The 20,624-nt window shown below is 65.1% G+C and carries 20 protein-coding genes; 13 read left to right on the forward strand and 7 right to left on the reverse strand.

The window, feature by feature from the left end; all coding sequences use genetic code 11:
• Positions 1-50: 50 nt before the first annotated feature.
• Positions 51-1,319, forward strand: a complete 1,269-nt coding sequence (hisD, locus tag EP237_RS16925; RefSeq protein WP_127562084.1) for a histidinol dehydrogenase — start codon at positions 51-53, stop codon at positions 1,317-1,319.
• Between the two features lie 34 nt (positions 1,320-1,353).
• Here hisD and EP237_RS16930 read toward each other — a convergent pair whose 3' ends face one another.
• Both EP237_RS16930 and EP237_RS16935 read right to left on the reverse strand, forming a co-directional pair.
• Complete coding sequence (locus tag EP237_RS16930; protein WP_127562085.1) at positions 1,354-1,992, reverse strand: ChrR family anti-sigma-E factor; 639 nt, start codon at positions 1,990-1,992, stop codon at positions 1,354-1,356.
• Entirely contained in the window at positions 1,989-2,510 is a 522-nt protein-coding gene (locus EP237_RS16935) for a sigma-70 family RNA polymerase sigma factor (RefSeq protein WP_127562138.1), read from the reverse strand. Before EP237_RS16935 ends, EP237_RS16930 begins: the two co-directional genes overlap by 4 nt.
• A 221-nt stretch (positions 2,511-2,731) precedes the next feature.
• Between EP237_RS16935 and EP237_RS16940 the strand changes: the two genes are divergently transcribed.
• From EP237_RS16940 to EP237_RS16960, 5 genes are read left to right on the forward strand one after another with little or no spacing between them, the layout of a single operon-like run.
• On the forward strand, positions 2,732-4,021 hold the full coding sequence (locus EP237_RS16940) for an NAD(P)/FAD-dependent oxidoreductase (protein ID WP_127562086.1): 1,290 nt from the start codon (positions 2,732-2,734) through the stop codon (positions 4,019-4,021).
• On the forward strand, positions 4,018-4,764 hold the full coding sequence (locus EP237_RS16945) for a DUF1365 domain-containing protein (RefSeq protein WP_127562087.1): 747 nt from the start codon (positions 4,018-4,020) through the stop codon (positions 4,762-4,764). The genes EP237_RS16940 and EP237_RS16945 overlap by 4 nt, the downstream gene beginning before the upstream one ends.
• Positions 4,764-5,933 carry an SAM-dependent methyltransferase gene (locus EP237_RS16950; protein ID WP_127562088.1) on the forward strand — a complete coding sequence of 390 codons (1,170 nt, stop codon included), beginning with the start codon at positions 4,764-4,766 and terminating at the stop codon, positions 5,931-5,933. Before EP237_RS16945 ends, EP237_RS16950 begins: the two co-directional genes overlap by 1 nt.
• A complete protein-coding gene (locus EP237_RS16955; protein ID WP_127562089.1) occupies positions 5,930-6,478 on the forward strand; it encodes a DUF3833 domain-containing protein in 549 nt (182 codons plus the stop codon). The genes EP237_RS16950 and EP237_RS16955 overlap by 4 nt, the downstream gene beginning before the upstream one ends.
• 1 nt (position 6,479) lies before the next feature.
• Positions 6,480-7,202, forward strand: coding sequence for an SDR family NAD(P)-dependent oxidoreductase (locus EP237_RS16960; RefSeq protein ID WP_127562090.1), 723 nt, complete (start codon positions 6,480-6,482; stop codon positions 7,200-7,202).
• Here the strand turns inward: EP237_RS16960 and EP237_RS16965 are convergent, their stop codons facing one another.
• Positions 7,203-8,138, reverse strand: a complete 936-nt coding sequence (locus EP237_RS16965; protein ID WP_127562091.1) for a magnesium transporter CorA family protein — start codon at positions 8,136-8,138, stop codon at positions 7,203-7,205. It abuts the gene before it with no gap.
• A 207-nt stretch (positions 8,139-8,345) separates the two neighbouring features.
• Here EP237_RS16965 and EP237_RS23715 point away from each other — a divergent pair, with 207 nt between their 5' ends.
• Positions 8,346-8,468 (forward strand): hypothetical protein, encoded by a 123-nt coding sequence (locus tag EP237_RS23715; RefSeq protein WP_276317009.1) that lies wholly within the window; start codon positions 8,346-8,348, stop codon positions 8,466-8,468.
• 84 nt (positions 8,469-8,552) lie between these two features.
• Here the strand turns inward: EP237_RS23715 and EP237_RS16970 are convergent, their stop codons facing one another.
• Complete coding sequence (locus EP237_RS16970; RefSeq protein WP_127562092.1) at positions 8,553-9,575, reverse strand: AraC family transcriptional regulator; 1,023 nt, start codon at positions 9,573-9,575, stop codon at positions 8,553-8,555.
• Positions 9,576-9,711: 136 nt separating this feature from the next.
• Here EP237_RS16970 and EP237_RS23170 point away from each other — a divergent pair, with 136 nt between their 5' ends.
• Complete coding sequence (locus EP237_RS23170) at positions 9,712-9,879, forward strand: hypothetical protein (RefSeq protein WP_164744745.1); 168 nt, start codon at positions 9,712-9,714, stop codon at positions 9,877-9,879.
• 13 nt (positions 9,880-9,892) lie between these two features.
• Complete coding sequence (locus EP237_RS16975) at positions 9,893-10,273, forward strand: glycine zipper family protein (protein WP_127562093.1); 381 nt, start codon at positions 9,893-9,895, stop codon at positions 10,271-10,273.
• Positions 10,274-10,733: 460 nt separating this feature from the next.
• On the opposite strand, the gene EP237_RS16980 is transcribed toward EP237_RS16975, so the two are convergent.
• From EP237_RS16980 to EP237_RS16990, 3 genes are all read right to left on the reverse strand, one after another.
• Entirely contained in the window at positions 10,734-11,519 is a 786-nt protein-coding gene (locus EP237_RS16980) for a carnitinyl-CoA dehydratase (RefSeq protein ID WP_127562094.1), read from the reverse strand.
• The gene (locus EP237_RS16985) at positions 11,516-13,558 is read right to left on the reverse strand and encodes an acetate--CoA ligase family protein (protein ID WP_127562095.1); all 2,043 of its coding nucleotides are present in this window, start codon (positions 13,556-13,558) and stop codon (positions 11,516-11,518) included. The genes EP237_RS16980 and EP237_RS16985 overlap by 4 nt, the downstream gene beginning before the upstream one ends.
• Before the next feature lie 137 nt (positions 13,559-13,695).
• Positions 13,696-14,856 carry an acyl-CoA dehydrogenase family protein gene (locus tag EP237_RS16990; RefSeq protein ID WP_127562096.1) on the reverse strand — a complete coding sequence of 387 codons (1,161 nt, stop codon included), beginning with the start codon at positions 14,854-14,856 and terminating at the stop codon, positions 13,696-13,698.
• 76 nt (positions 14,857-14,932) lie between these two features.
• On the opposite strand from EP237_RS16990, the gene EP237_RS16995 reads away from it, so the two are divergent.
• The 4 genes from EP237_RS16995 to EP237_RS17010 all read left to right on the forward strand — a co-directional run bounded on the left by EP237_RS16995 (position 14,933) and on the right by EP237_RS17010 (position 20,380).
• On the forward strand, positions 14,933-15,877 hold the full coding sequence (locus tag EP237_RS16995) for a GlxA family transcriptional regulator (RefSeq protein ID WP_127562097.1): 945 nt from the start codon (positions 14,933-14,935) through the stop codon (positions 15,875-15,877).
• A gap of 93 nt (positions 15,878-15,970) precedes the next feature.
• On the forward strand, positions 15,971-16,807 hold the full coding sequence (locus tag EP237_RS17000; RefSeq protein ID WP_127562098.1) for a tryptophan 2,3-dioxygenase: 837 nt from the start codon (positions 15,971-15,973) through the stop codon (positions 16,805-16,807).
• A gap of 1 nt (position 16,808) precedes the next feature.
• Positions 16,809-18,002, forward strand: a complete 1,194-nt coding sequence (gene kynU, locus EP237_RS17005; RefSeq protein WP_127562099.1) for a kynureninase — start codon at positions 16,809-16,811, stop codon at positions 18,000-18,002.
• A gap of 164 nt (positions 18,003-18,166) precedes the next feature.
• Positions 18,167-20,380, forward strand: coding sequence for an NADP-dependent isocitrate dehydrogenase (locus tag EP237_RS17010; RefSeq protein ID WP_127562100.1), 2,214 nt, complete (start codon positions 18,167-18,169; stop codon positions 20,378-20,380).
• The last annotated feature ends 244 nt before the right edge of the window (positions 20,381-20,624 follow it).

Raw genomic sequence — 20,624 nt, forward strand, 5'->3', positions numbered from 1 at the left:
TTCACCCGCATTCAGAGAGGGTAATTCAGCTTTGTGCAGGAGCGCAGCACATGGGGATTTCCTATATCAAGCAGGCCGCCGCGCCCGATCTTCAGGACAACCGGGACCTGTCCGATCAGGTCGCCCTGATGCTGCGGGTGATCGAGACCGAAGGCGAACCCGCAGTCCGCCGCATGGCAGCGCAATTCGACAAGTGGGAGGGCGATATCCTGCTATCGGACGAAGACCGCGCCCGCGCCATCGCCCGCGTGCCCGACGCGGTCAAAGAGGACATCCGCTATGCCCATGACAATATCCGCCGCTTTGCAGAAGCACAGCGCGCCTCGGTCACGGATTGCGAGATCGAACTGGCGCCGGGGCTGGTGGCGGGGCAGAAGCTGATCCCGGTCTCGGCGGCGGGATGCTACGTACCGGGCGGGCGCTATGCGCATGTGGCATCGGCCCTGATGACGATCACTACGGCGAAGGTCGCGGGCGTGCCGCATATCACCGCGACCTCACCGGCCAAGCCCGGTCAGGGCATCCCCGATGCCATTGTCTTCACCATGGACCTCGCGGGCGCCGACGCAATCCTGGCGCTTGGCGGGGTACAGGCGGTGGCGGCCATGGCGCATGGACATTTCGGCCTGCCGGGGGCGGATATTCTGGTGGGGCCGGGCAATCAGTATGTGGCCGAGGCGAAGAGGCAGCTTTTCGGCCCCATCGGCATCGACATGGTGGCGGGGCCGACCGACAGCATGGTCATCGCCGATACCAAGGCCAATCCCGAGACCGTGGCCTGGGATCTGGTTGGTCAGGCAGAGCATGGCTATAACTCACCCGTGTGGCTGGTGACGAATGACGCGACGCTGGCGCAGAGCGTGCTGGCGATGGTGCCGGGCCTGATCGAGACGCTGCCCGAGCCCAATGCGGAAAACGCAAGGCAGGCCTGGGCGCGCCATGGCGAGATCATCCTGTGCGACAGTTTCGAGGAGATGGCGCGGGTGGCCGACGACTATGCGCCCGAGCATCTGCATGTGCAGGCCGAGGGGCTGGATTGGTGGCTCAATCGGCTGCGGGTCTATGGCTCGCTGTTTCTGGGGGCAGAAACCACCGTGGCCTTTGGCGACAAATGCGCAGGGCCAAATCACGTGCTGCCCACATCGGGCGCAGCACGGTACACGGGCGGGCTGTCCGTCCACAAGTTCCTGAAAACCGTGACCTGGCAGCGGGCCACCGAGGAAGGCGCAAGGCCGGTCGCGGAAGCGGCGGCGCGGATTTCCAGGCTGGAAGGCATGGAAGGCCATGCGCGGACGGCGGATATTCGGCTCAGGGGGTAGTTGGGAAGGTGGGCACACTGCCCACCCTACGATCTCAGATCCGGAACAGGGGCTGCAACAGGCGCGGCATCAGCGTGCGGAACCGCAGGGGCGCGTCCGTTGCGGCCAGGCAGATGCAGGGCAGGCCCTCGCCCGCGACGGGTGTGTGTTCCAGCTCTTCGTCCGCGACCTCCAGATCGCCGACGCCAAACGTGCCGGTTTCATCGGCGAAGCTGCCTTGCAGGACCAGGGTCATCTCGATCCCGTTATGGCCATGATCGGGCACCGCGCGGCCCGGCGGGATATGCAGCAAGCGCAGGCTGCCGTCCGGTCCGTCCATGAGGATCGACTGGCGCACGCCCATGCCGAGGCTCTTCCAACGCGGTTCGCGGTTTTTCAAAGCCGCCATCACCGGACCGGGATAGATGCCCTTGCGCTTGGGCGCGGGGCGATCTTCGGGCGCGGGCCCGTCCAGCAGCGCCAGCACATCCGATTTCAGAGCGTCGGACAGATCGGCCCCGTCCCCCGCTTCCAGCACCGCACCGCCCGCAATCTCATGGGCCTGCATCCCGGCCCGGCAGGCCGCGCACATCGACACATGGGTGGCCACGACGGTCTCAAAAACCGGCGGCAGGGTACCGGCGGCATAGGCCGCAAGCATCGGCTCGGGAATGTGATGGGTAATGTTACTCATGGCTCTCGCAGCTCTTTCAACTCGTGCCGCAACCGTTCCAACCCAAGCCGGATGCGGGATTTGATGGTGCCAAGTGGCAACCCTGTCTGTTCGCGGATTTCCTGATGTGTGAGATCGCCCAGATAGGCTTTCTCGATCATCGCGCGCTGATCTGGTTTTAGGCGGCCGAGCGCCTGTTTCAACTTTCCGGCTTCCTGTTCCATCGCCAGCACCTGCCCGGCATCCGGCTCGTGCTCGTCTTCGTGCTTCAACTCCTCGGGCATCGCGCGGCCCGTGCGGCGGATCGTGTCGATCTGGCGGTTGCGGGTGATCTGGTAGATCCAGCCCGAGACCTGCGCCCGTTCCGGATCGAACTGCGCGGCTTTGTGCCAGACCGTCAGCATCACATCCTGCACAATCTCTTCCGCCAGGGCCGCATCCATGCCGCCCCGCATGACGAACCCTTTCAGGCGCGGACCGTAGAAATCGAACAGCCGCGCAAAGGCAGCCTTGTCGCGCGCATCGCGAACGGCCAGCATCCAAACGGTCTGGTCCGAAATCTCCTGCCCGTCGGTCACGGTTCGCTTTTCCCTTTTCACAAAACGGACCGGGCGCTGTGTCCGCGCCGCTGCCTCGTCCCGTGTCATGTCCACCGTCATCAACATACGACTTCTACGCGGGGGCGCAAATTCTGGATCATTATTGATCCGATGTTTTTGCGGGCACGTATCCAAGGCAATCGACCTCAGCGGAGACTTCCATGTCCTTTGACGCCCCCTTTCGCCCCGCCCGCCGCATTGCCATCATCGGTGGCGGCATCTCGGGGCTTGCCGCTGCATGGCTGCTGTCGCGCACCGACGCGGTGACACTTTATGAAGCCGAGCCGCGCCTTGGGGGTCATGCCCGCACCGTGATGGCGGGAAAGACCGGGGATCAGCCGGTCGATACCGGGTTCATCGTCTTCAACTACGCAAATTATCCGCACATGACCCGGATGTTCCAGGATCTGGATGTGCCGGTCGTGAAAAGCGACATGAGCTTCGGGGCCACGGTGGATAATGGCCGCATCGAATACGGGCTCAAGGATCTCGACGCGCTTCTGGCGCAGAGGTCGAACCTCGCCCGCCCCGGTTTCCTGCGGATGCTGCGCGATATCCTGCGCTTCAATGCGCGGGCCGAGGAACTGGCCAAGGACGACAGCGCCACGATCGCCGACCTGATGCGCGACCTGAAACTGGGCCGCTGGTTCCGCGACTATTATCTTGTGCCGCTCTCCGGCGCGATCTGGTCCACCCCGCCCGAACAGATCCTGTCCTTTCCGGCCAAGGCGCTGGTTCAGTTCTTCCGCAACCATGCGCTGATGTCGACCCATGGCCAGCACCAGTGGTGGACGGTCGATGGCGGCAGCCGCGAATATGTCAGCCGGTTGGAGGCATATTTGCGTGAGACCGGAACCGATCTGCGCATCGGCCAGCCGGTGAAATCCGTACGCCGGACGGGTGGCGCGGCCACGATCGTGACCGAAGGCGCGGCCGAGGTCTTCGACCACGTCATCTTTGCCTGCCATTCCGATCAGGCCCTGCGGCTTCTGGACCGGCCCACCAAGGACGAGGCGCAGGCGCTGTCTGCGATCCGTTTTCAGGATAACGAGGTCTGGCTGCACCGCGATCCGGCCCAGATGCCCAAGCGGCGCAAGGTCTGGTCGTCCTGGGTCTATCAGGCCGAAAAAACCGCCGACAGCACCCGTATCGGCGTCAGCTATTGGATGAACCGGCTGCAGAACATCCCCGAGGATGACCCGCATTTCATCACGCTCAACCCCGCCCGCCCGATCCGCGAGGATCTGGTCTATGATCAGAACACCTTTGCCCATCCGGTCTTCGACCTCGCCGCGCTGCGCGCGCAGGGGCAGCTGCGCGAGATGCAGGGTCACAACAACACGTGGTTCGCCGGGGCCTATACCCGCCACGGCTTCCATGAGGACGGGTTCGCCAGCGCCGTGCGCATTGCGCGTGCGTTGCAGGACCAGCAGCAGGTCATCGCGGCATGAGCCATTGGCCCGAACATCTGAAAAGCCAGACCACCCATGCGCGGCGCGGGGGCATTAGGCATGCGTTCACCTACGGGGTGGATTTCGTGCTGATCGACCCCGAAAGCCGTGACGGCCCCGCGCTGTTTGCCCGGAACGGCGCGGGGATCTATTCCGCTCAGGACCGCCACCATGGCGGCGCACCGGGTAAGGGGCGCGGCGTGGCCTGGGCGCGCGAGGTGCTGGCAGAGCGCGGCCTGACCGACGCGCGCATCCTGCTGCTGACGCAACCAGCCTTTCTGGGCCGCGTGTTCAACCCGGTCAGCTTCTGGCTGGCCTTTCAGGGCGACGATCTGGTCGCGGTCATTTCCGAGGTCACCAATACTTTCGGCGACCGCCACAGCTACCTCTCGGCCCATCCCGGCTTTGCCGCGATCCGGCCGCAGGATGTGCTGGAGGCCGACAAACTGATGCATGTGTCCCCCTTCCAGGAGATCAAGGGCGGCTACCGCTTTCAGTTCCGCATCACGCCAGATCGGATCGCCATCCGCATCGGCCATGAAAACGGCCCCGAGGGCGTCGTTGCCACCCTGACCGGCGCGCGCCGTCCGATGACCAACGCCACGCTTCTGGCCGCCGCCATCCGCCGGCCACTTGGCACCGCGCGCACATGGCTGCTGATCCATTGGCACGCGGCTCGCCTGAAACTGAAAGGGGCGGTCTACCGCCCCCGCCCCGACGCCCCCACCCAAGAGGTAAGCTGATGCTGTTCCTGACCACCCGTGTGAAACGCGACTTTCTGGAAAGCTGTGGCCAGATCACCCATGGCAGCCTGCGCCTGCGCACGCCCGAGGGCGAGGTCTACGATTTTGGCCTTGGATTGCCCGAGGCGGAAATGACGATCCACGACTGGTCCGTCGTCACCGCCTGCGCCGCGAAGGGCGATATCGGCTTGGGCGAGACCTATCTGGCGGGGCTCTGGGACACGCCCTCGGTCGCTGACCTCTGTCAGGTGGCGCTGCAGAACATGGAGCGGCTGGAAAGCTTCGTCTATGGCGGCTTCTGGGCGCGCATCGGCTACCGGCTGCTCAACACCGTCATGCGGGCCAATTCCCGCACCGGGGCCGCGCGCAACATCCGCAAGCATTACGATGTGGGCAACGAATTCTATTCCCTTTGGCTCGACCGGGGGATGACCTATTCCTCGGCACTCTTTGCCGAGGGCGACAGCGACCTCGCCCGCGCGCAGGACCGCAAGAACGCCCGCATTCTCGACCAGTTGACCGGGGACAGCGTGCTGGAGATCGGCTGTGGCTGGGGCGGCTTCGCCGAGGCCGCCGCCGACAGGGGCCGCCGGGTGACCGGCCTGACCCTTTCGCCAAGCCAGAAGGGCTATGCCGATGCCCGTCTTGATGGCCGGGCCGAGATCCGCCTTCAGGACTACCGCGACACGCGTGGGCGCTTCGACAATATCGTGTCGATCGAGATGGTGGAGGCCGTCGGCGAACGCTATTGGCCCACCTATTTCGGCGCCTTGAAGGATCGGCTGGCAGACGGGGGCCGCGCGGTGCTTCAGGTCATTACCGTGCCCGATGACTATTTCGGTATCTACCGGCGCGGGTCCGACTTCATCCGCTCGCATATCTTCCCCGGCGGTATGCTGCTGTCCCCGGCCGTGATCCGGGAGCAGGCGGCGCGGGCCGGGTTGCAGGTGGTCGATGATTTCGCCTTCGGGCACCACTACGCCGCCACCACCAAGGCGTGGCAGACCCGGATGGATGCAGAGAGCCGCCGCATCGCCCGGCTTGGCCTGCCGGAAGAGTTCCTGCGCGGCTGGCGCTTCTATCTGGGCTCCTGCACGGCGGCCTTCCTGACAGGCCAGACCGGCGTCCATCAGGTGGCGCTGGCCCATGCCGGGGGGGCGAACCGATGAGCTATGGTTTTGCAGCGCTTGCCCTGACGCTTGTTCTTTGGCTCGCCTTCCGCGCGCGGTTCAGCTTTCGCCGCCAGACGCCAGAGGCCTACGCAAAGACCGGCCCCGATTTCGACATCCGCCGTCACCTCAACGGCCCCATCCATTGCGAGGGCGTGATCTACGGCCCGCTTGGCACTGTCACCTCGCGCTTTACTGCCGATATGCTGGGGGAATGGGCCGGGGCGACCGGCACGCTTGCGGAACATTTCCGCTACGCCGGCGGCGGCACGCAGGACCGCAAATGGTTTCTCAACGTGGCCAATGACGGAACCTTCACCGCCACCGCAGACGATATCATCGGCACGGGGCGCGGCGTGGTCTCTGGCGCGACGGTGCGCATGACCTACCGGCTGAAACTGTCCGAAGACGCGGGCGGGCATGTTCTGGACGTGACCGACTGGATGTATCTGATGGACAATGGCGTGATCATGAACCGGTCTGAGATGCGCAAATACGGTCTGCGGGTGGCAGAACTGATCGCCACCATGCGCCCCGCGGCCTGATATGTTCACTGGCAAGACCTATTGGCTGATCGGGGCCTCCGAAGGGCTTGGCCGTGCCCTCGCCGGGCTGTTGGCCGCCGAGGGCGCGCATATGATTCTGTCGGCCCGCAATGCGGACCGGTTGGAGGCGCTTGCCGCCACCCTGCCCCACGCCCGCGCCCTGCCGATGGACGTGACAGACAGCGCATCGGTGCAGGCGGCGGTCGCGGATCTGGGCGAGATCGACGGGGTGATCTATTGCGCCGGGGCCTATGAGCCGATGACCGCACAGGATTGGGACGTCGACCAGGCGCTGAAAGTGTCCGAGGTCAATTTCACCGGCGCCCTGCGCAGCCTCGGCCACGTGGTGCCCCAGATGGCAGACCGCGGCAGCGGCCATATCGTGCTGATCGGCTCGCTCGCCGGGTTCCGGGGGCTACCGGGTGCCATCGGCTACAGCGCTAGCAAGGGCGCGCTGATGCAGCTGGCGGAAAACCTCTACATGGATCTGCGCGGCACCGGCGTGAAGGTGCAACAGATCAATCCCGGCTTCATCAAGACCCGGCTGACCGAGAAGAACAGCTTCGATATGCCCTTCATCCTGTCGCCCGAGGACGCCGCCGCACGCACCCTGAAAGCGATGAAATCCCGCCGCTTCGCCACGTCCTTTCCGTGGCCGATGGCTGCCTTCTTCCGGCTTGGATCCGTCCTGCCCATCCGCCTCTTCCGCCGGATGCTGAGCTGATCAGAGCCACTTTTTCCACTTGAACACCAGATAGCAGCCGACCGCCGAGGCCAGCATCAGCGCCAGCGCCCCCGGGTAGCCCCATGGCTGCGCCAGTTCCGGCATCACCGCGAAATTCATTCCGTAGATCGACGCGACCAAAGTGGGCGGCAGGAACAGCACCGCCAGAACCGAGAAGATGCGGACCGTGGAGTTCTGCACCAGGGTGATCATCCCGAGCGTCGCATCCACGGTCAGGCCGATGCGCGATGACAGGTAGTCGCTATGTTCCGACAGCGCCTCGACATCACGCAGCAGCCCCGCGATCAGCCCGGCCACCACCGCGCCCCGGTCGCCCGAATCGAAGAAGCTCAGGGCGCGTTCCAGCGTCAACAGCGCCAGACGGATCCGGCCAATCGCCTCGCCCTGCAACCCCACCTGTCTCAACGTCGCCTGCAACGCATCGGGGTCGCGCCCGGCATCGCCCGCAAAGACCTGCCGCGCGGTGTCGTCCAGCACCCGGCCAGCCCCTTCCAGTAGATCGGCCAGCCGCGCCACGATCTCTTGCGCCAGACCCAGAAAAACCCGATCCGGCGCGTCGATCCCGGCCGAGGACTGACCGGCCCGACCCGGATAGGTAATGAACGGGCGGGGCTGGTGATGGCGCACGCTGACCAGACGGTTGGCCGTCAGGATGAAGGCCACCGGTGCGGCCACCTGGTTTCCCTCTGCATTCTCACCGGTCAGCACCACGGTCAGCACCTCGGCCCCCTCGTCGCGATACAGCCGGTTGGACAGCTCGATCTCTTCCATCTCGGCAAGGCTCGGCACGTCAATCCCGAGCCCGGCCAGCAGCGCCACCTCCTCGGGTGTGGGCTGGAACAGGTCGATCCAAAGTGCCTGATCGGGCTCTGCCTCCTGCAAGGCACGGCCTGCACACCCATACGCCGTCAGCATGCGAAATCTCCGATCCTTGTCTGCCCCCGGAATGCCCAGACAAGTCTATCAGACTTCCCGGGCGAAAGAGGTCGCCAAATTTGCCCGCTCCCGGACCTGCCCCTTCCTGACTGAAAAAATGATCCCCAATTTCCCTGCCCGCGCCGCGAACCTGCCACAAAGCCGGGCCACATTCTGCGGACCCGTATTATTGCAAGGAGACTAAGAATGACCCTCTACCTGGCCTGTATTGCCACTGTCGTATGCTGCACCATGGGCGCCAACGCGCTCTACAAGTTCATCATTGCCCGTCGTGAAGACAAGGGCGACATCGCGGATGCTGTGGCATAAGTCTGATGACAGCCACGCGCCACCGCGAGGCGCGAGCAGAGACATGAAAACGGCATCTTCCGGGGTGCCGTTTTTCATTTCCCCTCAGGCGGCGCGGAAATCGCTCGGGGTTCGGCCGGTCCAGCGGCGAAAGGCCCGCACGAAGGACGAGGGTTCGGAAAACCCCACCAGATAGGCGGTCTGGTTGACCGACACCTTGCGCGCCGACAGGTAATCGCAGGCCATCCGCTGGCGCAGCGCGTCATGCACCCCGCCAAAGGTTGCGCCCTCTTCCTTCAGCCGCCGATACAGCGTCTGGCGGCTCATCCCCAGATCTGCCGCCATCTGGTCCATCGAGATATCGCCCTCGTGCAGGATCGCCATCAGCCGCGCTTCCACCTGCGCCCTGACCGACCCGTCGCGCGACAGCTCCTCCAGCAACTGATCGGCGCGGCTGGCGAAGATGCCGAAGACATAGCGGCTGGTTTCCTCCCACTCGACCTCCAGCCATCTGGGTTCAATGCGGATCGCATTGCGCGCCGCGCCAAAGCGCACCGGCACGCGATACAAGTCCTCGTAGGCGGCGGCATGCGGCGGGGCGGGATAGCTCACCTCCATCTCCAGCGCGAAATCCGCCTTGGGGAAGCTGCGCCGGAACTCTCCGATGAAGCGGGCGAAGGCGGTTTCGGTCAGCGCCGGAAAGCTGTTGGGATCGGGCCGGTTGTCGACAATCCAGATCTGGCCGTTTTCCGGGCTGACGCTATAGCGTTCCGCCCCGTTCATGATGTCGAGCTCCACCATCAGCTTGGCATAACGATTGAGCTGTGCCATCGACTCCGCCATCGAGGCAGAGGAATGCACGATCAGCCCGACGATCGAGACCTCCTCCAGCCTGGTGCCAAGGCTGTAGCGGATGGGCAAGGCCCCGTCCCCGGTGGCTGCACAGGCCGCCTCGATCAGCGCCTTGTAGGCCCCGAGCGGCACCCGCGCATCCTGATCGGACAGGTCCATGCCTGCCAGCCCCGAGGCCGCAAGCAACCCCGCCCGGTCCGCGCCCTCGGCCACCGCATAGTCCAGAAAACCCTTCACGATCCCCGCCGCCGCCGTCGGGCCTGTCGCTGCAATCATACCGTCATTCCAATCGCTGTGTCCCAGACCTAGCCGCGCTGGCACGAATTGCCAACAGGTTGGAACGCAAGGTCATGGCGAGGCTGCGGCCCCGGGCCTAGATCGCTGCCATCGAAACACCCCAAGGACGGCCCCCATGAAATCCTGCCTGATCACCCGCCTGTCCCGGCGACGCTTTACCCTTTGGACCGACCCGCTGGCCGCCCTGCCCGGCCGGTTGCGCGCCGATATGGGCCTCCCCGACCCCCCCGCGCATCTACCGGTTCACCCCTTCCCCTTCCTCTCCCCACTCATGAAACTCTGAAAGGACATCCTCCATGAACCCTGTCTTGACCTTCTCTCCCCTGCTGATCGTCGCCCTGGTCTCTGCCTGCGCCGAAAGCGGCGCCAACTACGCGCCGATTCTCGATGGCGAGCCGACCGCCGCCTATGCCCGGGATCTGCGCGCCTGCCAGACACTGGCCGCCAATCAGCGCCAGTTCGACCGCCAGACCGCTGGCAGTGCCGCGCTTGGCGCGGGCGTGGGCGCGCTGGCCGGTATGGCTGATGACGACGTAAGCGAGTCCGAAGGCATCGCCGCCGGTCTGGTCGTCGGCGCATTGGTCGGCACCGCAGCCGGGGCAAGCGAGGCCAGCGACCGGCGCGAGGCCATCGTCGTGGAATGCCTGCGTGGGCGCGGTCACAGAGTGGTTGGCTGACCCTCTCGACGGCACCGGACCGCGGCCCGCGAGGGCCGCGAAACCGTCCCTGATAAAACTGACGGGGTTCCCCTTGCCTCCGATGATGACATTGACGAAGACGCCGCCCACCCCGCGCTCAACCGGCATCGCCACCCCGCAGCTTTCATCTTGGCCCAAATACCTCCGCCGGAGGCATCCCGCCCTCACCACCGATCCAGCTGCCAGTGATGGCACACAGACCCCGCGCGACGCCCCTGACATACGCGTCCCGTCCGACCCGGTGCGGACCGCTCTCCTCCCGCGCGGGGAAGGGCCTTCGAAGGCCCTTTCAAAGAGGTTTCGAAACCTCTTCCCCCCGCAAGCGGCAAGGTTTCGCGCCCGATCAGGTCAACTCGGAAATCTGAGTTTGGTCTGCACGCCCGGTGTACGGGGGGTGTACAGGGGGTGTACGCATGGCACCCCCCTCTTTTCGCGGGGCCTAGCGCCCCTTCCAGACCGGGTCGCGCCCCTCGGCAAAGGCCTTCGATCCCTCCAGCTGATCCTCAGACCGGTAGAGCGTTTCGACCGTCTCGAACTGGCTTTTGGTGATCTTGTTCATGGCGTCCTGGAACTTCATATCCTCCGCCTCACGCACGATCTCCTTGATCGCCGCATAGACCAGCGGTGGCCCGGAGGCCAGCAGCTCCGCCATCTCCCGCGCTTTGGCAAGCAATTGATCTGCCGGATAAATATGGTTCACGAAGCCCCATCTCGCCGCCTCTTCCGCATCCAGCCAGCGGCCCGTGAACAGCATCTCCATGGCGATGTGATAGGGGATACGCTTGGGCAGCTTGACGCTGGCCGCATCGGCCACGGTGCCCGACCGGATTTCGGGCAGCGCAAAACTGGCGTGATCGGCGGCCAGGATGATGTCAGCGGACAGAGCCAGTTCCAGCCCACCCCCGCAGCAGATCCCGTTAACCGCTGAAATCACAGGCTTATTCAGTCCCCGCAATTCCTGCAATCCGCCAAATCCGCCCTTGCCGTAATAGGCGTCGACCGGGTCGCCCTCGGCGGCCGCCTTCAGATCCCACCCGGCGCAGAAGAACTTCTCGCCACCGCCCGTGACAATCGCCACGCGCAGCTCTGGATCGTCTCGGAATTCGGTAAAGACCTCGCCCATGATCTGGCTGGTTTTCATGTCGATCGCATTGGCTTTCGGACGGTCAAGCGTGACCTCCAGCACATGGCCACGGCGGTCCGTGCGGACGGGGTTTTCTGTCATCTGTCCTCTCCGATTGTGATCAGCGCATCGGCGGCAATCGCTGCCGTGGCCGTACAGATTAGCGGGTTGATCTCGATCTCCTCCAGCCGCGCGGCCTCGGCTTCCACAAAGCCCTGAACCGCCATCACGGCCTCCACCACCGCCTCCACGTTAGCCGCAGCAGCCCCGCGATATCCAGCCAGAAGCGGTGAAATCTTCAGTTTTTTCAAGGCGTCGCGAATGTCGTCACGGGTCGAGGGCACCAGCATGGACACCGTATCGCGAAGGATCTCGGTCAGCGTCCCCCCCGCCCCGAGGGTCAGGACAAAGCCATGCGCCGGGTCGCGCACGACGCCGACCAGCAGCTCGACCACCGCGCCCGTCACCATCTCTTCCACCAGAAAGGACGCTGCCTGCATCCCCGCAGCAGCCGCCTCGACCGCCGCCGCATCCGCGAGGTTCAGCACCACCGCGCCCGCCTCGGTCTTATGGGCCACGCCTTCGCCCTTCAGCACCACCGGAAAGCCGATGCCCGCCGCGATCTCTGCCGCCTCGGCGGCCCCCATGGCCCGGCCTGATCCCGGCACCCGCACACCATGCCCTGCCAGCGCCGCCTTGGCCTCCGCCTCGGTCAGCGTCCGCGCGCCCATGGGGTCACCCGGGAGCAGCACTGGCTCCGCCACCTTCCGTGCCTGTCCCAGCCAAGCCCCTAGGTCGAGCGCCGCCAACGCCTCGCCCATCCCCGAAAACGGCACGATCCCGCGCGCCACGGCCCGGTCCGCCACTGCTTCCGGCAGGGTTTCCGGCAGGCTCGCCAGAATGCACATGCGCTTGCCGGTCGCGGCCTGCGTATCGGCGATGGCCTCCACCACCTTGTGCCAGTCACTGGCGTCGCAGCGGTCCTCTCGCGGGAAGTCCAGCACCGCGCAACCCATGGCCAGATCGCCTTGCATCATGGCGCTGAAACAGCGTGTGGTGGCAGGCTGATCGCCCCAGATATAGGTGTGGTAATCCAACGGGTTGGCCAGCGCCACCTTCGGCCCCAAAGCCTCCGCCAATGCAGCCCTCTGCCCCGGTTCTAGCGGCGGAAAGACCAGCCCGGTATCGACGCTCAGATCCGCCATCAGGCTCGCCTCGCCCCCCGAACAGGAGAGTGACCCGATCCGGTTCGACACGAGCGGCCCGCCCACATGCAGCAGTTTCAGCGTCTCCAGCATCTCGGCCAGGGTCCGCGCCTGCGCGATCCCGAGCCGCGCCAGCAGCGCCCGCCCCCCCGCATCGCTCCCCGCGACCGAGGCCGTGTGCGACACCGTCGCCGCCCGCGCCTGTTCCGACGCGCCGATCCGGACCGCCACGATGGGTTTGCTGAGCTCACGCGCCGTGGCCGCCAGCGCCTCGAACCCGCGCAGGTCGGATATCCCCTCGATATGCAGCCCAAGCGCGGTCACGCGAGGATCGGCCAGCAGCCCCCGCCCCATCATCGCCAGATCGGTCTGCGCCTGATTTCCGGCGGTCATGATATAGGCAATCGGCAGCCCACGGGCCTGCATCGACAGGTTGCACGCGATGTTGGAGCTTTGCGTGACAATCGCCACACCGCTGTCCACAGGCACCAACCCATGCTGATCGGGCCACAGCAACGCCCCGTCCAAAGCATTGAGAAACCCGTAGCAATTGGGCCCCAGCACCGGCATATCCCCCGCCGCCGCCACCAACGCACGCTGCAGTTCCGGCCCGTCCGCCAGCTCGGCTTCTGCCTCCGAAAAGCCGCTGGCAAAACACACCGCGCCGCCCGCGCCCATCTTCGACAGCAGCGCCACGGATTCCACCGTCACATGCCGGTTCACGCCGATGAAAACCGCATCGGGCACCCCCGGCAGGTCTTCGACCCGTGCGAACACCGGCAGGCCCGCCATCTCGCTCCGGCGCGGATGCACGGGCCACAGATCACCCGAAAACCCGATCTTGAGGCATTCGCGCAGCACATTCGCACACCACGCACCACCGCCAATCACCGCAATGCTCGCGGGCCGCAGCAGCCGGTTCAGATCACGTCCCAAAGATCACCTCGCACCTGCTTTCATCTTGGCAAAAATACCTCGGGGGAGTCGCCACAAGGCGACGGGGGCGGAGCCCCCTTTTCGCGGTCCGCAGGACCGCGTGGATCGACGCGCGACGCGCGGCGAAATCCCTCTCATCATGCACCCAAAGGCCGGAACAGCTCGCGACTGATGATATGGCGCTGAATCTCGCTGGTGCCATCCCAGATCCGTTCCACCCGCGCATCGCGCCAGAACCGCTCGATCGGATAGTCGCTCATCAGCCCCATGCCGCCATAGATCTGCAGGGCCGCGTCCGTGACCCGTGCCAGCATCTCGGTGGCGTAAACCTTGGCCGAGGCGATCTCGCGGTTCGCGGGCAGCCCCTGGTCGAGCCGCCACGCGGAGTTCAGCGTCAGAAGGTCCGCCGCGTCGATCTCGGTGATCATATCCGCGATCTGAAAGCTCACGCCCTGGAATTTCGCAATCTGCTGGCCGAACTGTTCCCGCTCCGCCGCGTAGGTCAGCGCATAGTCGAAGACCCGCCGGGCGCGGCCGACGCTCATCGTGGCAACCGTGATCCGCGTGGCATAGAGCCAGGTGTTCATCACCTCGAACCCGCCATCGACCTCACCCAGAACCTGCGCGTCGGGCAGGCGGCAATCGTCGAATTCCAGGATCATGTTCTTGTAGCCCCGGTGGCTGACGGATTTGTAGCCGTCGCGGATGGTGAAGCCGGGCGTGCCCCTGTCGACCAGAAACGCGGTGATCCGCTTCTTGGGGCCCTTGGGCGTCATGTCCTCGCCCGTGGCGATGAAGACGATGATGAAATCCGCATGATCCGCGCCGGAAATGAAATGCTTGGTGCCATTCACGACCCAATCGCCGCCATCGCGCACGGCGGAACATTTCATCCCCCGCACGTCGGACCCTGCGCCCGGTTCGGTCATCGCCAGCGCATCCATCCGCTCGCCCCGCACGGCGGGCAGCAAATAGCGTTCCTTCTGATCGCCCTCGCAGGCCATCAGGATGTTCTGGGGCCGCCCGAAGAAGTGGTTCAGCGCCATGGACCCGCGCCCCAATTCCCGCTCCACCAGGGCAAATTCCAGATGGTTCAGACCAGCGCCGCCCACTTCCTCGGGGAAGTTGCAGGCGTAGAATCCCAGCTCGATCGTCTTGCGCTTGATCTCGTCGGCCACCTCTTTCGGCACTTCGCCGGTGCGTTCCACCAGGTCCTCATGGGGGTAGATTTCCTTTTCCACGAAGCTGCGCACGGTGGAGACGATCATCTCCTGTTCATCGGTCAGACCGAACTGCATGAGCCTTCTCCCTTGTCCTGTTGCCGAGACTATGGAAGATGCGCATTGGACGATCATGCAGAATTAGCCAATAACCATGCAGAATCCGCAACAGATTACGCCGCCCCGCAGCATCGGCGTGCTGCTTTTCCCGGCCTTCTCCAACCACTGCCTCGCCAACGCGGTGGAACCGTTGCGCGGGGCCAACATGCTGTCACGGCGGGGGCTCTATGACTGGCAGTTCCTCAGCCTCGACGGGGCGGGCGTGGCGTCTTCCTCGGGCCTCACCGTGCAGCCGCAGGCGCGGCTCTCGGATCATCCGGGCGGCGACTATCTGCTGGTGATGCCGAGCTATGAGTTCGAACGCCATGCCACCCCTGCCCTCACCCGCGCCTTGCGGGCGGCGGCAGGGCGGTTTCGGACGGTCGTGGGGCTCGATACCGGCAGCTATCTGATGGCGGCGGCGGGGCTGCTCGACGGGCGGTGCGCGACGATCCACTGGGACGAGATGGACACGCTGGCCGAACGTTTCCCCGATGTGACGGTGACCGAAGATCGCTTCGTCATTGACGGCAACCGGATCAGCTGCGGCGGCACCACGACGACGTTTGAGCTGATGCTGCATCTGATCGACACCCATCACGGGGCGATGCTGCGGCTGGAGGTGGCCGCGCTCTTCATGCATGGCGAGGCCGACCCGCGCGCCGATCCCCTGACCCGCCTGTCGCGCGACCGGCTGGTTCAGGCAGCCGTCTCGATCATGCGCCGTAACATCGAAACGCCCCTGCCCGTGGGCGAGATCGCCGCGCGCCTGTCGCTCAGCCAACGGGGGCTGGAGGCGCATTTCGCCCGCGAAACGGGCATGGCCCCGCGCGCGGTCTATACGGCGCTCAGGCTCCGTCAGGCGCGGCTGCTGACTGAGCGCACAACGCTTTCCGTGGCCGAAATCGCCACCCGCTGCGGCTATGGCGATGCAAGTGCCATGACCCGCGCCTTTCGCCGGGAATTCGGCCAGCCCCCGACCGCCTACCGCCGGTCCTGATCTCCAACTATTTTAAGCTTGAAACAAAATCAGGCAGCCCATAGGGTCGCGCACAGGGAGACTCGCACCACATCCGATCTCAGGAGGCGCGCCATGGGCGACCAACCTTACAACCCCGGCAGCGACGGCGCGCAGATGGATTTCCGCGCCGCCATGTCCTACGGCGACTACCTGCATCTCGACGGGATTTTGCAGCAGCAGCACCCGCTGTCGGATGCCCATGACGAAATGCTGTTCATCATCCAGCACCAAACCAGCGAGCTGTGGATGAAACTGGCGATCCATGAACTTTCTGCGGCGCGTGACGCTCTGCACGCGGGACAGATGTCGCAAATGTTCAAGATGCTCGCCCGCGTTGCCCGCATTTTCGAGCAGCTGAACAACGCCTGGGACGTGCTGCGCACGATGACGCCAGCGGACTACACGCGGTTCCGCGCGACCCTCGGGCCGTCCTCCGGGTTTCAGTCCTACCAGTACCGACTGATCGAGTTCGTCCTGGGCAACCGCAACCCGAACATGGTCAAACCGCATGCCCATGTGCCCGGCGTCGCGGCTATACTGGAGGCCGAACTGGCCCGGCCAAGTTTCTATGACGAAGTGGTTACGCTGCTGTTTGCCGAGGTCGACGGGCCGGACCCGACCCCGGACCCTCAATTGAATACCCCACACAGCGCCCGCCCCGAAATTCAGGCGCGCTGGAAGACCGTCTATGAAAATGTAGACCGGCACTGGACGCTCTATGAATTGGGTGAAAAGCTGGTGGACCTTGAGGACTATTTCCGCCGCTGGCGCTTCAACCACGTCACCACCGTGGAACGTGTCATCGGCTTCAAACGGGGTACCGGCGGCACCTCGGGCGTGCAATACCTGCGCCGAATGCTGGAGGTGGAGCTGTTCCCCGAGCTCTGGCATGTCAGAGGAGACCTTTAACATGGGCGTATCGCTGCCCCGCAAAGACCTGTTCGAGATCCCCGAAGGCGTGATCTATCTGGATGGCAACTCGCTTGGCGTGCTGCCCAAGGGCGCTGCGGCGCGGGCAACGCACGTGATCGAGCAGGAATGGGGCGGGCAGCTGATCCGCGCCTGGAACGTGGCGGGCTGGATGGACCTGCCCCGCGTGGTGGGCGACCGGATCGGGCAATTGATCGGCGCGCCTGCGGGGTCTGTTGCCACCGGCGACACGCTGTCGATCAAGGTCTATCAGGCGCTGGCCGCCGCCCTGAAGATGCGCCCCGACCGCCGCGTGATCCTGTCGGACAATGGCAATTTCCCCTCCGACCTCTATATGGCGCAGGGGCTGATCGGCACTATCGACAAGGGATACGCGCTGCGCACCCCCGCGCCCGAAGATGTGGCCGACGCGATCACCGAAGAGGTGGCCGTCGTCATGCTGACCCATGTGGATTACCGGTCCGGCCGGATGCACGACATGAAGGCGATCACCGAAAAGGCCCATGCCATGGGCGCGGTGATGATTTGGGATCTTGCCCATTCGGCGGGGGCCGTGCCGGTCGATATGGCCGCCAGCAATGCCGAATTCGCCGTGGGCTGCAGCTACAAATACCTCAACGGCGGCCCCGGCGCGCCGGCCTTCATCTATGCCCGCCCCGATATCATCGAGGGCGTGCAACCGGCGCTCTCCGGCTGGCTCGGCCACGACGCGCCCTTTGCGATGGAACTGGGATACCGCCCTGCCATGGCCACCGAACGGCTTCGCGTTGGAACGCCGCCGATCTTGCAGCTGGCGGTTCTGCAAGAGGCGCTCAAGGCCTGGGACGGGGTCGACATGGATGATCTGCGCAAGGCCTCACTGGCCCTGTCGGATTGCTTCATCCGCGAGGTTACCGCCCGATGCCCCGAGCTGCGCCTCGCCTCTCCCACCGATCCCTCGACGCGCGGCAGCCAGGTTTCCTTTGCCTTCGCGCACAGCTACGCCGCCATGCAGGCGCTCATCGCGCGTGGCGTCATCGGCGATTTTCGCGCGCCCGACATCATGCGCTTCGGCTTCACGCCGCTCTATCTCGATGAGGGCGACGTGATCCGCGCCGCCGAGATCCTCGAAGAGGTGATCAAGACCCGCGCTTACGAGGCCCCCGAATACCAGACCCGGTCGCGCGTCACCTGAGCCCGAGACGCGCGCCTTTGTCCTGTTGATCATTCCCCGCGGCTGATTTAGGCCAGCGGCGAAAGCAACCACGGCGAATCCCGGGGACCTGCCCGCGCGCACCGAAACGGCCAGCGCCACAAGGCCCCCAGACCCCCTCGGAACTTTGAAAAAGGGAACGGAACATGGCAGATCAAAAACAACCTGACATTGTGTATACCATTGTAGACGAAGCGCCCGAACTGGCCTCGGCCTCGTTCCTGCCGATCATCCGCAAATTCGCCGATGCCGCTGGCGTTAGCGTCGGCACCAAGGACATTTCGCTGGCCGGCCGCATCCTGGCGACCTTCCCGGACTACCTGACCGAAGATCAGCGCCAGTCCGATGATCTGGCCGAACTGGGCCAGCTGGTGAAGACGCCCGAAGCGAATGTGATCAAGCTGCCGAACGTCTCGGCCTCGGTCCCGCAGCTCGTTGCCGCGGTGAAAGAGCTCCAGTCGCAAGGCTACGCCCTGCCCGACTACCCCGAGGCCCCCGCGACCGACGAGGAAAAGGCCGTCCGCGCCAAGTATGACACGCTCAAGGGCTCTGCCGTGAACCCGGTGCTGCGCGAAGGCAACTCCGACCGCCGCGCCGCCGCCGCCGTCAAGAACTTCGCCCAGAAGAACCCGCACCGCATGGGCACATGGTCTGCCGACAGCAAGACCAAGGTGTCCTCCATGCCCGGCAATGACTTCTACGCCAATGAGGTGTCGGCCACGCTGACCGCCGAACAGGCCGGTGCAGCCAAGATCGAATTCGTGGGCAAGGATGGCACGGTCACCACGCTCAAGGACAGCTGGCCGCTCATCGAAGGCGAAGTCGTCGACGCCACCTTCATGTCGGTCAAGGCGCTCTCCGCCTTCCTCACTGAGGCCATCGAAGACACCAAGTCCGACGGCACACTCTTCTCGCTGCACATGAAGGCCACGATGATGAAGGTGTCCGACCCCATCATCTTCGGCCATGCCGTCAAAGCCTGGCTCGCCCCCGTGTTCGACCAGTTCGGCGAAGAGCTGGCCGCGCTCGGCGTGAACCCCAACTCAGGGCTCGGCGACGTGCTGGCCCGCGTGGCCGACAACGCAGAGATCATGGCCGCCATCGAGGCCGCCACGGCCGACCGCCCACCGATGTATATGGTCAATTCCGACAAGGGCATCACCAACCTGCACATCCCCTCCGACGTCATCATCGACGCCTCCATGCCCGCGCTGATCCGCGCCGGTGGCAAGGGCTGGGGCCCTGATGGCAACGAGGGTGATACCAACTGCGTCATCCCTGACAATTGCTACGCCCCGGTCTATGACGAGGCGATCAGCTTCTTCAAAGCCAATGGCGCGCTCGATCCGGCAACCGCAGGCACCGTGCAGAATATCGGCCTGATGGCGCAGAAGGCCGAGGAATACGGCTCCCACCCCACCACGTTTGAGGCGCCCGCCGACGGCACCATCCGCATCGTGCTGGCAAATGGCGAGACGCTGCATTCCCACGAGGTGGAACAGGGCGACATCTGGCGCGCCTGCACCGTCAAGAAAGCCCCGATCGAGAACTGGATCCAGCTTTCCATCGACCGTCAGCGCCTCACGGGCTTCCGGTCGATTTTCTGGCTCGACGCAAACCGTGCCCATGACGCCGAGCTGATCAAATACGTGCAGCCCGCGGTGGAGGCCGCAGGCGTCGCCGACAAGTTCGAGATCATGGCCCCGCGCGAGGCCACCCGCGCCTCGCTGGAAACCATCACCGCAGGCGGCAACACCATCGCCATCACCGGCAACGTGCTGCGCGACTACCTGACCGACCTCTTCCCGATCCTCGAACTCGGCACCTCGGCCAAGATGCTCTCCATCGTGGGGCTCATGAATGGCGGCGGGCTTTTCGAGACCGGCGCGGGCGGCTCAGCGCCGAAGCATGTGCAGCAACTGGTCGAGGAAAACCACCTGCGGTGGGACTCCATGGGCGAATTCTGCGCCCTTGGCGAAAGCCTCAACTTCCTCGCCGACAGCCGTGGCAATGCCAAGGCGGGCGTCCTGGGCCGCGCCGCCGAGGCCGCCACGCAAGGCATCCTCGACGACAACCGCAGCCCGTCCCGCAAGGTCGGTGAGCCTGACAACCGCGACAGCCACTACTGGTTCGCCCGCTACTGGGCCGAGGCACTGGCGGCCCAGACCGACGACGCGGATCTCGCAGCGCATTTCGCCCCCGTAGCCAAGGCCCTGGCCGATGGCGAAGCGGCGATCCTGGCCGAACTCAAGGCCGCGCAAGGCCCGGCGGCCGATATCGGCGGCTACTACAAGCCCTCGGTGGAAAAGAAGGCCGCCGTCATGCGCCCCTCTGCCACGCTGAACGCGATCATCGGCTAACCCCGCCGACACACCACACGCAAGAAGGCCGCCCGCACCCCGCAGGCGGCCTTTTCGCTTTCATCTTGGCCAAAATACCTCCGCCGGAGGCATCCGACCCAGCCACCAGCGGACAGGCTGACACGAAGACCGTCCCTTACCACGCATCCGTGGCAACACGCGCTGAGGAGGTCCCCGCGCAAGCGGGGGGTGACGAGGCGCGTTCCCCGGTCGACGCGCCAAAGGCGCGGCGAAACCGGCTTGA

Origin of the sequence: Nioella ostreopsis, assembly GCF_004000255.1 — a bacterium.
Lineage (GTDB): Bacteria > Pseudomonadota > Alphaproteobacteria > Rhodobacterales > Rhodobacteraceae > Nioella > Nioella ostreopsis.